At 35.2% G+C, this 11,679-nt stretch carries 12 protein-coding genes; 7 read left to right on the top strand and 5 right to left on the bottom strand.

Annotated elements, in window-relative coordinates:
- The first annotated feature begins 43 nt into the window (after window positions 1-43).
- Entirely contained in the window at window positions 44-316 is a 273-nt protein-coding gene (locus tag ACZ1JT_RS09155) for a DUF4242 domain-containing protein (protein WP_465093527.1), read from the top strand.
- Between the two features lie 10 nt (window positions 317-326).
- Here the strand turns inward: ACZ1JT_RS09155 and ACZ1JT_RS09150 are convergent, their stop codons facing one another.
- Entirely contained in the window at window positions 327-1,892 is a 1,566-nt protein-coding gene (locus ACZ1JT_RS09150; protein WP_465093526.1) for an NAD(P)/FAD-dependent oxidoreductase, read from the bottom strand.
- A 152-nt stretch (window positions 1,893-2,044) separates the two neighbouring features.
- Between ACZ1JT_RS09150 and ACZ1JT_RS09145 the strand changes: the two genes are divergently transcribed.
- Together ACZ1JT_RS09145 and ACZ1JT_RS09140 are read left to right on the top strand one after the other, a co-directional pair.
- Window positions 2,045-3,598, top strand: a complete 1,554-nt coding sequence (locus ACZ1JT_RS09145; RefSeq protein ID WP_465093525.1) for a T9SS type A sorting domain-containing protein — start codon at window positions 2,045-2,047, stop codon at window positions 3,596-3,598.
- 67 nt (window positions 3,599-3,665) lie between these two features.
- A complete protein-coding gene (locus ACZ1JT_RS09140) occupies window positions 3,666-3,905 on the top strand; it encodes a hypothetical protein (RefSeq protein WP_465093524.1) in 240 nt (79 codons plus the stop codon).
- A gap of 37 nt (window positions 3,906-3,942) precedes the next feature.
- On the opposite strand, the gene ACZ1JT_RS09135 is transcribed toward ACZ1JT_RS09140, so the two are convergent.
- Both ACZ1JT_RS09135 and recQ read right to left on the bottom strand, forming a co-directional pair.
- On the bottom strand, window positions 3,943-4,734 hold the full coding sequence (locus tag ACZ1JT_RS09135) for a hypothetical protein (RefSeq protein WP_465093523.1): 792 nt from the start codon (window positions 4,732-4,734) through the stop codon (window positions 3,943-3,945).
- A 32-nt stretch (window positions 4,735-4,766) separates the two neighbouring features.
- Window positions 4,767-6,962, bottom strand: coding sequence for a DNA helicase RecQ (gene recQ, locus ACZ1JT_RS09130; RefSeq protein ID WP_465093522.1), 2,196 nt, complete (start codon window positions 6,960-6,962; stop codon window positions 4,767-4,769).
- An 87-nt stretch (window positions 6,963-7,049) separates the two neighbouring features.
- Here recQ and ACZ1JT_RS09125 point away from each other — a divergent pair, with 87 nt between their 5' ends.
- From ACZ1JT_RS09125 to lptB, 4 genes are all read left to right on the top strand, one after another.
- Window positions 7,050-8,015 carry a KpsF/GutQ family sugar-phosphate isomerase gene (locus ACZ1JT_RS09125; RefSeq protein ID WP_465093521.1) on the top strand — a complete coding sequence of 322 codons (966 nt, stop codon included), beginning with the start codon at window positions 7,050-7,052 and terminating at the stop codon, window positions 8,013-8,015.
- The gene (gene tatC, locus ACZ1JT_RS09120; protein ID WP_465093520.1) at window positions 8,015-8,833 is read left to right on the top strand and encodes a twin-arginine translocase subunit TatC; all 819 of its coding nucleotides are present in this window, start codon (window positions 8,015-8,017) and stop codon (window positions 8,831-8,833) included. Before ACZ1JT_RS09125 ends, tatC begins: the two co-directional genes overlap by 1 nt.
- Window position 8,834: 1 nt before the next feature.
- The gene (locus ACZ1JT_RS09115; protein ID WP_465093519.1) at window positions 8,835-9,185 is read left to right on the top strand and encodes a carboxymuconolactone decarboxylase family protein; all 351 of its coding nucleotides are present in this window, start codon (window positions 8,835-8,837) and stop codon (window positions 9,183-9,185) included.
- 82 nt (window positions 9,186-9,267) lie between these two features.
- Complete coding sequence (lptB, locus tag ACZ1JT_RS09110; RefSeq protein WP_465093518.1) at window positions 9,268-10,008, top strand: LPS export ABC transporter ATP-binding protein; 741 nt, start codon at window positions 9,268-9,270, stop codon at window positions 10,006-10,008.
- Window positions 10,009-10,034: 26 nt separating this feature from the next.
- Here the strand turns inward: lptB and ACZ1JT_RS09105 are convergent, their stop codons facing one another.
- On the bottom strand, window positions 10,035-10,913 hold the full coding sequence (locus ACZ1JT_RS09105; RefSeq protein ID WP_465093517.1) for a glycoside hydrolase family 25 protein: 879 nt from the start codon (window positions 10,911-10,913) through the stop codon (window positions 10,035-10,037).
- A 7-nt stretch (window positions 10,914-10,920) separates the two neighbouring features.
- Window positions 10,921-11,664 carry a CDP-alcohol phosphatidyltransferase family protein gene (locus ACZ1JT_RS09100; protein ID WP_465093516.1) on the bottom strand — a complete coding sequence of 248 codons (744 nt, stop codon included), beginning with the start codon at window positions 11,662-11,664 and terminating at the stop codon, window positions 10,921-10,923.
- Window positions 11,665-11,679 lie beyond the last annotated feature (15 nt).

Genomic DNA, 11,679 nt, shown 5'->3' with positions numbered 1-11,679 from the left:
AACCGAAAAGCCATACGAGTAGGACAATCTAAATTTTAATATTATGCCTAAGTATGTAATCGAGCGTGAAATTCCCGGAGCGGGAAACTTAAATGCGGAACAGTTAAAAGGAATTTCTCAAACTTCGTGTGGCGTATTAAGAGCCATGGGATCAGACATTCAATGGTTACAAAGCTATGTAACCAAAGATAAAATTTACTGCGTATACATTGCTCCTAATGAGGAAATGGTTCTTGAACACGCAAAAAAAGGTGGATTTCCAGCAAATGTAGTTAGTGAAGTTGCGACTATTATAGACCCAACAACTTCAGAATAATTGTAAATTGTTATTTCACTTTAAGAGTTTCGACACATTTTAAAGCACATTTTTCACCATCGATTGCTGCAGAAATAATTCCGCCAGCATAACCTGCGCCTTCGCCACATGGGTACAACCCTTTTATTTGAAGGTGCTCAAGTGTTTCGTTATCTCTAGGAATACGAACTGGTGAAGAAGTACGACTTTCGGGAGCATGAAGAATTGCTTCATTAGTGTGATACCCACGCATTGATTTTCCAAACTGCACAAAGCCTTCTCTCATAATTTGAGTTAAGAAACCTGGAAAAACCTGACCTAATTCTACCGAAGTTGTGCCTGGAACGTACGATGTTTTAGGAATATCTGCTGAGATCTTATTTTGTGTAAAATCCGCCATACGTTGTGCGGGAACTTTTTGAGATTCCCCTGCTAAATGCCAAGCCTTTTGTTCAATTGCTTTCTGAAATTCCATTCCGGCAAGGGCGCCAAATTTCGCAAACGGTTTAAAATCTTCCAGCTTTAATTCAACTACAATACCTGAATTTGCTGTTGCCTGATCACGTTTTGAAGGCGACCAACCGTTAGTTACTACTTCTCCTGGACTAGTTGCGCATGGTGCAATTACTCCGCCCGGACACATACAGAACGAATACATCCCTCTTCCATTCACTTGTTTCACAATGGAATATGGCGCTGGCGGTAAAAATTCACCTCTGAAATCGCAAGAATATTGAATACTATCAATTAAGCTTTGCGGATGTTCAGCACGAACACCTAATGCAAAAGGTTTCGCTTCAATCAGTACTTTTTTTCTGTCGAGTAATTCAAAAATATCACGAGCGGAATGTCCTGTAGCCAAAATAATTTTCTTGGCTTCAATCACATCACCTTTTTGCGTCACAACACCCTGAACCTCGTTATTTTTTATAAGAATATCAGCCACTCGGGTTTCGAACAAAACCTGACCTCCATGCTCAATAATTTTATCGCGAATATCCTGTATAATTTGTGGTAATTTATTGGTTCCTATATGAGGATGTGCATCAACTAAAATATCCGGAGTAGCTCCAAATGCAACTAAAAGTTGAAGAATTCGATCAACATCACCACGTTTTTTGGAACGAGTGTACAATTTACCATCTGAATACGTGCCTGCACCACCTTCACCAAAACAATAATTGGAATCTTCGTTTACGATATGATCCCGATTGATGGCTTTTAAATCTCGACGACGACCGCGTACATCTTTTCCTCGCTCAATTACAATAGGCTTAACACCTAATTCAACCAACTGCAATGCTGCGAATAAACCCGCTGGTCCAGCGCCTACTACAATCACTTCTGGAGCGTTGGTTACATTTTTATATTCTGGAAGTTCAATTTTAGCATCTACAATAGGCTCATCCTGAAAAAAAACATTGACTTTTAAATTGATTTTTATAGAACGTTGGCGGGCATCTATAGAACGTTTTACTATAAATATCTTTTGAATTTCATTAGGACTCACATGAAATGACTTTGAGACATGTTGAAGCAATAAGCTTTCATTTGAGGCTACTTCTGGCGAAACTTGAAATTGAAATTCACGTGACATTATATAATTTTAAGTATGCAAATTTAATTTTTTCTTGATTATTAATAAGTTATTTATAACAAAACAATTCAATAATATCAGTATAGCTTTTAATATCTATATTTGCGATTACTATATTTACTTAAACAATTCAACAGAACAAAATCATAAACATGAAAAGAAAACTACTTGCACTATTCCTTTTTATTTCCTTAAGCACTATAGCTCAAACCTTCACATCTGGAATGATTGAACAAGGAAATGGTTCTTCGAATATTTTTAGTACTACTTCCATTGGTGCTGACGGGAAATTTTATTGTTTTTTTAACGACGGAAACTTTACTCATTCTTCAAACAATGTTAATCCGGTATATAGATTAGTGCGATGGGAATCGGCTACTTCTAGCTGGGCTTCAGTTTATAATTTTGATGCTTCAATAATTCCAGGAGTTATCATTTCATCTACATATACCATGTTCAATGATGGAATTGCTTTAGAAGTTGATTCTTCTGGGGCATATCATCTTATAATGAACCTATACACAAGTAATGGTGCAGAGATAAAATATGCTTATAGTAGTGATGGTTCAAATTGGACATATACAAGCATTGATAATTCAAACAATCAAACAAACTATAGCTTTGCCAATCTGCAATTAAAGTTAGACAGTTCAAACCGACCACATGTCTATTATATCATAAGAAACATTGGTACTGGAGGCGTTTCTAGTAGAGTTTATTCTATTATGCAGAAATACTACAATGGAAGTTCTTGGGTTTCTGAAACTGTATATTCTCAAACTGGCGGAACCGGTACTGGGGCTAATGAAATTAACATGATGGCTGCATCAATTGACGGAAATAATAAATCTCATGTTGGATTTGTTGCTGAAACCAACGGAAGCGGAACTGATGGAAGCTTATTATATACCACAAACAGTTCTGGAAGCTGGTCTGCACCTACTTTCTTAGCAACTGGAGCAACAGGTACACCTGCAGCGGACAGAGTTGATATTTTAAACGATAGCAACAACAAACAACACATTGTATATAGAGAAAATAATACCACTTTAAAATTAATTTACACCACCAATAAAACAGGATCATGGGTTGGCGGACAAATTAATTCGACTTTAACTTCTGGGATTTTTTCTTCAACCGATAGTTATAACGCTTTCACAAGAAACGATAGCAACGATTTATTTTTAGCCTATAATGCTTCTCCTACTACAACTAATACAGGACTAGTAAATTACGCTTGCCTTTTCAATGGAGCCTCTAACTGGCAAACAGGAGCTGTATTTACTGGAAATTCTAGAACCGGACAATTTATTTCGGCTAAATTCAACAATAGCAAAGTAGCCATGATAACTTTTGATCACTTTACAGACCCAGCTAGTACTGGGGGTTCTCCAAGCTACGGACCGCCTAACAACCCTAGACAATTACAATATGCTACTACTACTGTAAACAATTTGGGTACAGATGAATTTATTAAAAACAACTTCAAAGTTTATCCAAACCCAACTAGTTCAATTGTAAATATAGATTTTACAAGTTTAAACAACGTAACGATTCAGATTTCTGATTTAAACGGAAGAATCTTAAAATCAGTTTCAACGTTAAACAGTACGGCTATTGATTTATCAAACCTTTCTACTGGAATTTATATTCTAAAAGTAAATTCTGATGAAGGATCAGGAACAATGAAAATTGTAAAAAAATAATTGCACGCATTCTATTAAACTTCACAGTCTAAACCTGTGAAGTTTTTTTATACAATTAAGTTAAAAAATGGAACGACAAATTAAACTTATCTGGGATTTTAGAGGCCCTGCAGCAGCTAAAACTGCAGAACATCATGAAATTCACTTGAAAGAATATATTGAAATCGAAAAACTACCTATAACTATAACTGGTTTTCAAACCATTAATGAAATGCATGCCATTGCTTATATGGTAGTAACAGACGCTACTATGATTCAAGTTCGAGATGCTTTAAAACCACATCGTGGTGAAATATATACCGAATAAAAAAAGAGGTTTGAAAATCAAACCTCTTTTTTAAATATTAAGCAGCATCTTTTTGCTGTTCTGTTTCTTCTGCCGGAGCTTCTACAGGTTCTTCTTTTGTTGATGTTCCTGTATTAATTTGCTTGATTTTTTCATCAAGAGACTCTTCGGAAATACCATCTTCTTTCATTTTACGTTTTTTACACGTTTCGCATAAATCGGTAATTCCTCTCGTTTCTTTCGCATTAGCTACAGTTCCGTTTGTCACTGAAGTTCTATTTTTTATATGATAACAATCTTCATACAAATGATATTTCCCACCCGCTGCAGTCCAGAAAACATTATTGGTTCCTGTTAACGCTTCTACCATGTTGGTTTCTGCAGTATATTTTTCTACCGAAGCCATATTCGATTCAAATCCACCAATACCAGCAATTACTAAAGCAATACCAGCAATACTTCCTAAAATTGCCTTACTCTTACCATCCACTTTTTTATTTGTTAAAATGAATAGAATTAATGGTAAAAAAGCAACAAACGCCATTACTACACCCAATTGGTTTTGCATGTAGAATAAGAATTTGTTTTTTTCTGAAGGCGGATCTAACCTGTTTGATTTTTTCCACAAAATCGATCCAGCAAAAACTAGAATTAAGTCTAAAACAATTAAACCAATAACCCACACGTTCACAGGTGACTCGCCAGTATTTACAGCTTTTAAAAACATGCGAATTGCAAAAACTTGAGCAACTATTGCACCAAGCCATAATAAACCTGCAAATAAACGAAACTGACCAGCTTGACTTTTAGCTTCTTCTGTAGGTTTCCAAACATTTTGATTTTCTGACATAAATATTTATAGATTAGTTAATTGGTTAATTTTTAGTTGGCAACTTCGCTGATGAATTTAATACGCATCAAACGCAATTCTTCGGTATCGTAATCCCCATCAAATTCATCTAAAGCATCTTGAATTTTATCGGAATGAGAATCCATGAAGTAGTCGTGAATTTCTTCTTGCTGATCTTCATCTAGTATATCATCAATCCAGTATTTTATATTCAACTTTGTACCAGAATACACGATTTGCTCCATTTCTTTAAGCAATGAGTCCATATCCAGACCTTTCGCTTTTGCAATATCATCTAAAGGCAACTTACGATCGATATTTTGAATAATATACAATTTTAATGCAGAATTTGCTCCTGTAGACTTAACAACCAAATCGTCTGGTCGCATAATATCATTATCTTCAACATAACGAGCAATTAATTCTACGAAGTCTTTACCATACTTTTTAGCCTTTCCTTCTCCAACGCCGTGAACATTACTTAATTCCTCTATAGATATTGGATATTTCAGCGCCATATCTTCAAGAGAAGGTTCCTGAAAAACCACAAACGGTGGTACACCTAATTTTTTGGCTACTTTTTTACGCAAATCAACCAACATGCCCATAAGCACCTCATCTGAAGTACCAGAAGATTTAGAAGAAGTTACTACGGTATCATCATCTGTTTCTGAATACTCGTGATCTTCAGACATCATAAATGAAACAGGGTTTTTGATAAAATCCAAGCCTTTTTCAGACACCTTTAAAACCCCATACGTTTCAATGTCTTTAGACAATAGCCCATCGACCAAAACCTGACGAATTAAAGCCATCCAAAACTTTTCATCGAAAGCACTACCTTTTCCAAAAAACTTTTGCGTATCGGTTTTATGTGCCTTTATCACCGCATTAATCTTTCCGATTAATGTGAATATTATTTCTTTCGATTTATAGAGTTCTTTAGTATCTCGAACCGTTTCCAACAGTGTTACTACCTGATCTTTAGCTTCAACTTTTTTCTTCGGATTGCGAATATTATCATCCATATCGGCACCTTCACCTGTAACATCATCAAATTCTTCACCAAAATAATGCAGTAAGAATTTACGTCTCGACATTGATGTTTCGGCATAGGCTACAACTTCCTGCAGCAAAGCAAAACCAATTTCCTGTTCTGCAACTGGCTTACCAGACATGAATTTCTCGAGTTTCTCAATATCTTTATACGAATAATAAGCCAAACAATGGCCTTCTCCTCCATCACGCCCAGCACGTCCAGTTTCTTGGTAATAGCTTTCTAACGATTTAGGAATATCGTGATGAATAACAAAACGCACATCGGGCTTGTCGATTCCCATACCAAAAGCAATTGTTGCCACTACCACATCAACATCTTCCATCAAAAACATATCTTGATGTTTGGCACGAGTTTTTGCATCAAGGCCGGCATGATACGGAACCGCGCTAATACCATTTACTTGTAAAACCTGAGCAATTTCCTCCACTTTTTTACGAGACAAACAGTAAATAACACCAGATTTCCCTTTGTGTTGTTTTATGAAACGAATAATATCGCCTTCAACATTTTTTGTTTTAGGACGTACTTCGTAGTATAAATTTGGTCGATTGAATGATGCCTTAAAAGTATTTGCATCAGTCATATCCAAATTTTTAAGAATATCTTCTTGAACTTTAGGGGTTGCCGTTGCTGTTAAACCAATAACCGGTACATCACCCAATTGTTTTATAATGCTGCGTAGGTTTCTGTACTCCGGACGAAAATCATGTCCCCATTCCGAAATACAATGCGCTTCATCTATAGCTACAAAAGAAATAGGAACACTTTGTAAAAATTCCACATATTCTTCTTTAGTAAGTGATTCCGGAGCAACATATAATAATTTTGTTAATCCAGAAACGATATCTTTTTTAACCTGAGTAATTTCTGATTTGGTCAACGATGAATTCAAAACATGCGCTACACCGCCCTCTGACGAAAGGCTTCGAATAGCGTCCACTTGATTTTTCATCAACGCGATTAATGGCGAAACTACAATTGCCGTTCCATCCAAAACTAAAGCTGGCAATTGATAGCACAATGATTTTCCACCACCCGTAGGCATAATCACAAAAGTGTTGTTATTCGTAATGATACTTTTAACAACACTTTCCTGTAACCCTTTGAATTGGTTAAAACCAAAATATTTTTTTAACTCTTTGTGTAAGTCAATTTCGCTTGGTTTCATTATTTATTAATAGGTATTTTACATAAATTTGCAGAGATTAAAGATACAAATTTCTTTAATAATCACAAATTTTATAAAACATTAGGTTTGACAACAAAAGAATCTGTTTTAGCAGTCGCACAAAAAACAATACTATCTGAAAGTAAGAGTATTGAAAAGCTCGTTGATTTTCTTGATGACGATTTTGCAAAATCGGTAGAACTCATCTACAATGCAAAAGGTCGATTAATTGTAACCGGTATTGGCAAAAGCGCCATCATTGCTACAAAAATTGTAGCTACAATGAATTCAACCGGAACACCTTCTATGTTTCTTCATGCAGCAGAAGCAATTCATGGCGACTTAGGTATGGTTCAACCCGGCGATGTGATTATTTGTATTTCAAAAAGCGGCAACAGTCCGGAAATTAAAGTCCTAGCCCCTTTATTAAAACGCTACGGGAATACTTTAATTGGTATGACTGCTAACAAATCATCTTTCTTAAGCAAAGAATCCGATTACGTATTAAATGCTTATGTTGAAGAAGAAGCTTGCCCGAACAATCTTGCCCCTACCAATAGTACAACGGCACAATTAGTTTTAGGTGATGCATTAGCCGTATGTTTAATGGAGATGCGCAATTTTAAAAGTGAAGACTTTGCCAAATATCACCCCGGTGGTGCCTTAGGAAAAAAGTTATTATTACGCGTTGTAGACATGTTGGATCAAACCCACAGACCACAAGTTTCGCCAGAAGCCAGTATTAAGAACGTGATTATGGAAATCTCCGAAAAACGATTGGGTGTTACTGCTGTAGTTGAAAACAATAAAATAATCGGTATTATTACTGATGGAGACATTCGTCGTATGCTTGAGAAAACAGATAATTTCAGCAATCTCAAGGCACAAGACATTATGACGAAAAATCCAAAAACCGTAAAACTAAACGATATGGTTGTTGATGCGTTTAACACTATGGAGGACTTTTCCATCACTCAAATGATTGTACAAGACAATGGCAAATACAAAGGAGTGCTTCATATTCATGATATTTTAAAAGAAGGAATTATATAATGTCTGATAAAAAAACGCAAAAAGAAATGTCTTTTTTAGACCATCTGGAAGAACTCAGATGGATGCTGGTTAGAAGTTCAATTGCCATCTTAATTGGTGGTTGTATAGCCTACTACTACAGCGATTTTATTTTTGACACCATTATTTTTGGTCCAAAAGACGGAAATTTTGTTACCTATCGTTTTTTCTGTGATTTGGCAACCCAATATGATCTAGATAAAAGCTTCTGTATTCAGGAACTTCCTTTTGAATTGCAAAACAGAACCATGGAAGGTCAGTTCTCCATGTTAATCTGGACTTCAGTTACTTGCGGATTCGTGATTGCTTTCCCATATATTTTATGGCAACTATGGTTGTTTGTAAGACCTGCATTATACGACAAAGAACGCAAAAACATTAAGCTTTTTATTTTCATAGCTTCAATGCTTTTCTTTTTAGGAGTAGCCTTCGGATATTATGTTCTAACCCCACTTTCAATTAACTTCTTAGCTAATACTACTATTAGCCATCATATTAGAAACGCTATTGATGTGGAGTCGTATATCGGACTCGTTAAAACTACTTCGTTAGCTACTGGTCTGGTTTTCGAACTTCCAATTGTAATTTACTTTTTATCAAAACTAGGAATTGTAACACCTCAGTTTTTGAGAGATTACAGAAAATATTCGTATGTTGTTATCTTAATTATTGCCGCAATTGTAACACCTCCGGATGTTATTAGTCAAACCATTGTATCAATACCGTTAATACTTCTATACGAAGTAAGTATCTATATTTCTAAATTTGTAACGCGAAAAGCCGAACTAAAAACAACATAGTATGTCTGATTTAGTAAAAGAATTCAATGACTATCGTTCTAAAATGAACGAGAAATTATTAGCTGACAATAACAAAATTGTGAAGCGCATATTCAATCTAGACACCAATGCCTATATGGAAGGTGCTTTAGATGTAAAAACAAAAGAATTATTAGGTTTAGTAGCTTCTGCTGTTTTACGCTGCGACGACTGTATTAAATATCATTTGGAGACATCTTACAAAGAAGGTATTTCACGCGAAGAAATGATGGAAGCTATGGGAATTGCTACTTTAGTTGGTGGTACCATTGTTATTCCGCATTTACGAAGAGCTTATGAATTTTGGGAAGCTTTAGAAAACCAAACTAAATAATTGTTAATGTGTTAATTGGATTATTTGTTTATTCGTTTATTTGTCGAATAACCCAATAACCAGAAAACGAATAACTCAGAAAATGAAATTAAGAGCTGAAAATATAGTCAAAACCTATAAAGGCAGAAGCGTAGTTAAAGGCGTTTCTGTAGAGGTTAATCGTGGTGAAATCGTTGGACTTTTAGGACCTAATGGTGCAGGAAAAACAACATCTTTTTACATGATTGTTGGTCTGGTTAAACCAAACGCAGGTAACATTTACCTTGACGATACCAACATTACCGATTTCCCTATGTACAAAAGAGCACAACACGGTATTGGTTATTTAGCTCAAGAAGCCTCTGTTTTTAGAAAACTGAGCATTGAAGACAACATTTTAAGTGTTTTACAGCTTACCAATCTTTCTAAAGCAGAACAAGAAGCCAAAATGGAATCGTTAATAGACGAATTCAGCTTACAACATATACGCACCAACCGTGGTGATTTACTTTCGGGTGGAGAACGACGTAGAACTGAGATTGCGCGTTGTTTGGCTACCGATCCAAAATTCATTTTATTGGATGAACCTTTTGCTGGGGTTGACCCGGTTGCTGTGGAAGATATTCAACGTATTGTTGCACAATTAAAAAACAAAAACATTGGAATTTTAATTACCGATCACAACGTACAGGAAACTTTAGCCATTACTGATAAAACGTACTTGATGTTTGAAGGTGGAATTTTAAAAGCAGGTGTACCAGAAGAATTAGCCGAAGACGAAATGGTTCGTAAAGTATACTTGGGGCAAAACTTTGAGTTGAGAAAGAAGAAATTAGAATTTTAAAATATAAAATCCCGGTTATCCGGGATTTATTTTTTAATTGTTAACGCTTTAAGATCTTCTAAATTTCCGTTATAAATATTAACATCAACCAAACCTTTTATACCTGGAATCTGCGCTTTTTCAGTGAATTGCCATAATAGCCATTCGTCTTTAATATTTTCTACGAAAAAATTATAATTAGCAATCCAGAACGGATAATCACTAAACTCATCTTTTAAAAAGTCGGTATAATAACTTTCTCCAGAATAAATAATTGGTTTGACTTTATAGTGTTTTTCAACTCGTTTTAACCAACGTCTCAATCCAACTTTTAAACTGTCAATCGATTGGTTTTTTGGCAATTTTTCAATATCTAAAACCGGTGGCAAATCCCCTTTTTTCAAATGAACCGCTTCTATAAACTTATCGGCCTGCTCAATTGAATTCTCATTTGGTCTATAATAGTGATACGCACCTCGAATAAAAAAATGCTCTTTGGCTGATTTCCAATTCTCTTTAAACTTTCCATCAACTCTATCTTTTCCAGCTGTGGCACGAACAAAAACAAACGTTAAGGGAAAATCATCTTCAATTTTATTCAGCTTATCCCAATCCAAACTTCCTTGATATTCAGAAATATCAATACCCACAAGTTTGGTATCGTGACGGCTTAGAACCTCAAAAATGCGAATATCTTCAATTTTTCTTTCGCTCTCAGAAAGTCCAGAAGTAGTATTAGGCATTTCATACCCTAAATAATAAAGCAATCCGCTTCGGTAATTATACAATACGGTTGCGCCAAAAAGAAGCAATAAAGCCAACAAACCATAGGTAATTAGCTTACCATAATTGGACTTGCTTTTAGACGACGTTTTATTCCCTTTTCGAATTGGAGCAGTTGTCCGCTTCGAAGATTTCTTTTTCATGAACTTTTTATGCCTGTTTGTTTAAAAATGAATTATTTACAACAGAAAGTAAAACATAAAACAAAATGATTACAGGAATTGCCAAATATTGAAGTAAAACAAGTAAAATAGCAGACACGGCTAAAAACAATACTTGAAGTTTATTTTTTTCCCAGCTGAAATATTTCACTTTTAATGAAAACAACGGGATTTCGGCATTAAGTAAATAGGCGCTTAAAAAGCTTAAACCTACTAAAAAGTATGGATTGCTTAAAACAGAAGATAACCAATCAAACTGATTTGCAAACAAAATCATTGGAACACTCATGATTAGCAATGCGTTAGCAGGTGTTGGCAAGCCTATGAATGAATCGGTTTGACGTGTATCGATATTAAATTTACCCAATCGGTAACACGAAGCAATTGTAATAATAAATCCTAAATAAGGAACCACAGCCATATAATAAGTCTCCGGTGTTAATGTATATATATCCTGATTTTCCTGAATATCGGAAAGCATCTTATACATAACAACTCCAGGAACTACACCACTGGTTACCATATCTGCCAACGAATCCAACTGAACACCTAAAGCGCTCTGTGCGTTAAAGATACGAGCAAAGAAACCATCCCAAAAATCAAAAAAGATTCCTAAACACACCAACGAAAAAGCCTCGTTATAATTACCATTAAAGGCGTGAATTAAAGCTAATAGACCAGCTGTAAGGTTTAAAAACGTAATTAAATTGGGAATTTGTTTTTTAAATGACATACGATTTCTTTTTAT

The sequence above is a fragment of the Flavobacterium sp. IC2-16 genome (genome assembly GCF_055521455.1).
Note: the sequence above shows the minus strand (reverse complement) of the source record. Positions and strands in the feature narration are given on the sequence as shown.

What these genes read in the sequence shown, in the direction of transcription:
- ACZ1JT_RS09115 (WP_465093519.1), top strand. Translation starts at nt 8,835, where the DNA reads ATGTCTGATTTAGTAAAAGAATTCAATGACTATCGTTCTAAAATGAAC.
- ACZ1JT_RS09140 (WP_465093524.1), top strand. Translation starts at nt 3,666, where the DNA reads ATGGAACGACAAATTAAACTTATCTGGGATTTTAGAGGCCCTGCAGCA.
- ACZ1JT_RS09105 (WP_465093517.1), bottom strand. Translation starts at nt 10,913, where the DNA reads ATGAAAAAGAAATCTTCGAAGCGGACAACTGCTCCAATTCGAAAAGGG.
- recQ (WP_465093522.1), bottom strand. Translation starts at nt 6,962, where the DNA reads ATGAAACCAAGCGAAATTGACTTACACAAAGAGTTAAAAAAATATTTT.
- tatC (WP_465093520.1), top strand. Translation starts at nt 8,015, where the DNA reads ATGTCTGATAAAAAAACGCAAAAAGAAATGTCTTTTTTAGACCATCTG.
- ACZ1JT_RS09145 (WP_465093525.1), top strand. Translation starts at nt 2,045, where the DNA reads ATGAAAAGAAAACTACTTGCACTATTCCTTTTTATTTCCTTAAGCACT.
- ACZ1JT_RS09155 (WP_465093527.1), top strand. Translation starts at nt 44, where the DNA reads ATGCCTAAGTATGTAATCGAGCGTGAAATTCCCGGAGCGGGAAACTTA.
- ACZ1JT_RS09150 (WP_465093526.1), bottom strand. Translation starts at nt 1,892, where the DNA reads ATGTCACGTGAATTTCAATTTCAAGTTTCGCCAGAAGTAGCCTCAAAT.
- ACZ1JT_RS09135 (WP_465093523.1), bottom strand. Translation starts at nt 4,734, where the DNA reads ATGTCAGAAAATCAAAATGTTTGGAAACCTACAGAAGAAGCTAAAAGT.
- ACZ1JT_RS09100 (WP_465093516.1), bottom strand. Translation starts at nt 11,664, where the DNA reads ATGTCATTTAAAAAACAAATTCCCAATTTAATTACGTTTTTAAACCTT.
- lptB (WP_465093518.1), top strand. Translation starts at nt 9,268, where the DNA reads ATGAAATTAAGAGCTGAAAATATAGTCAAAACCTATAAAGGCAGAAGC.